We start from the raw sequence: 1,787 nt of genomic DNA on the forward strand, positions 1-1,787 counted from the left end.
GTGAATCCGCGGCTTCGGTGCCTGGTTTGAGCCCCGTTACATCTTCCGCGCAGGCCGACTCGACTAGTGAGCTATTACGCTTTCTTTAAATGATGGCTGCTTCTAAGCCAACATCCTAGCTGTCTGAGCCTTCCCACATCGTTTCCCACTTAACCAGAACTTTGGGACCTTAGCCGGCGGTCTGGGTTGTTTCCCTCTTCACGACGGACGTTAGCACCCGCCGTGTGTCTCCCGGATATTACTTACTGGTATTCGGAGTTTGCATGGGGTTGGTAAGTCGGGATGACCCCCTAGCCCAAACAGTGCTCTACCCCCAGTAGTATTCGTCCGAGGCGCTACCTAAATAGCTTTCGGGGAGAACCAGCTATCTCCGAGTTTGATTGGCCTTTCACCCCCAGCCACAGGTCATCCCCTAACTTTGCAACGTTAGTGGGTTCGGTCCTCCAGTTGATGTTACTCAACCTTCAACCTGCCCATGGCTAGATCACCCGGTTTCGGGTCTACACCTTGCAACTAGACGCCCAGTTAAGACTCGGTTTCCCTACGGCTCCCCTATACGGTTAACCTCGCTACAAAATGTAAGTCGCTGACCCATTATACAAAAGGTACGCAGTCACCCCGAAGGGCTCCCACTGCTTGTACGTACACGGTTTCAGGTTCTATTTCACTCCCCTCACAGGGGTTCTTTTCGCCTTTCCCTCACGGTACTGGTTCACTATCGGTCAGTCAGGAGTATTTAGCCTTGGAGGATGGTCCCCCCATATTCAGACAGGATGTCACGTGTCCCGCCCTACTCGATTTCACATCAAGGTTGTTTTCGTGTACGGGGCTATCACCCTGTATCGCCGGCCTTTCCAGGACCGTTCCACTAACTTCCAAGATGCTTAAGGGCTAATCCCCGTTCGCTCGCCGCTACTGAGGGAATCTCGGTTGATTTCTTTTCCTCGGGGTACTTAGATGTTTCAGTTCTCCCGGTTCGCCTCGCTACGCTATGTATTCACGCAGCGATACCTAGCTTATGCTAAGTGGGTTTCCCCATTCGGAAATCCGTGAGTCGTAATGTCTCTTACCGACTGCTCACGGCTTATCGCAGGTTAGTACGTCCTTCATCGCCTCTGACTGCCAAGGCATCCACCATGTACGCTTAGTCACTTAACCATACAACCCCAAGAAGTGTCGTCGAAACGGCATTCAAGTTGCTGTACAACAAGGACCAAATAAAATTTGGTTTTCGCCAAGAAGTTTCCAAAGCACTTGTAACAAATGTTTGAGAACTACTTTTTAAATCAGCTTTCCAGATTGTTAAAGAGCATGTTTGCAACGGTCAGTGACCGAAGAAAACAGACATAAACATGTGATGCTTATGTCTGCATTCTTTTAGCAAGAAGAGAAGTGGCGTCCCCTAGGGGATTCGAACCCCTGTTACCGCCGTGAAAGGGCGGTGTCCTAGGCCTCTAGACGAAGGGGACCCAAAATCATCTTTGCGCTGCGTCAGCAGTGCAGATTTTGGGTAATGGCGAGTGCCGAGCCTGCGAGGCCGAGCGCCATTATTCACATCCCAAAACCCAATGATAGGGCTTCTCTCATCTGACCGAAGCCAGATAAGCACTGACGCTTTCGCATCAGGTCTTTGCTCTAACTACTTTGAATCAAGGCAATCTGTGTGAACACTCAACAACTTCGTCATCTTAAGGTAAGGAGGTGATCCAACCCCAGGTTCCCCTAGGGTTACCTTGTTACGACTTCACCCCAGTCATGAATCACACCGTGGTAAACGCCCTCCCGAA

At 50.6% G+C, this 1,787-nt stretch carries 1 tRNA gene and 2 rRNA genes; all 3 read right to left on the bottom strand.

From position 1 onward, the window contains the following. A 23S ribosomal RNA gene (locus AACQ43_RS22110) occupies window positions 1-1,158 on the bottom strand; the annotation flags it as partial. Between the two features lie 235 nt (window positions 1,159-1,393). Continuing rightward, window positions 1,394-1,469: transfer RNA gene (locus AACQ43_RS22115), tRNA-Glu, on the bottom strand. Between the two features lie 225 nt (window positions 1,470-1,694). Beyond that, window positions 1,695-1,787, bottom strand: a 16S ribosomal RNA gene (locus AACQ43_RS22120); the annotation flags it as partial.

The sequence above is a fragment of the Aeromonas sp. DNRA1 genome, assembly GCF_963888745.1.
Lineage (GTDB): Bacteria > Pseudomonadota > Gammaproteobacteria > Enterobacterales > Aeromonadaceae > Aeromonas > Aeromonas hydrophila.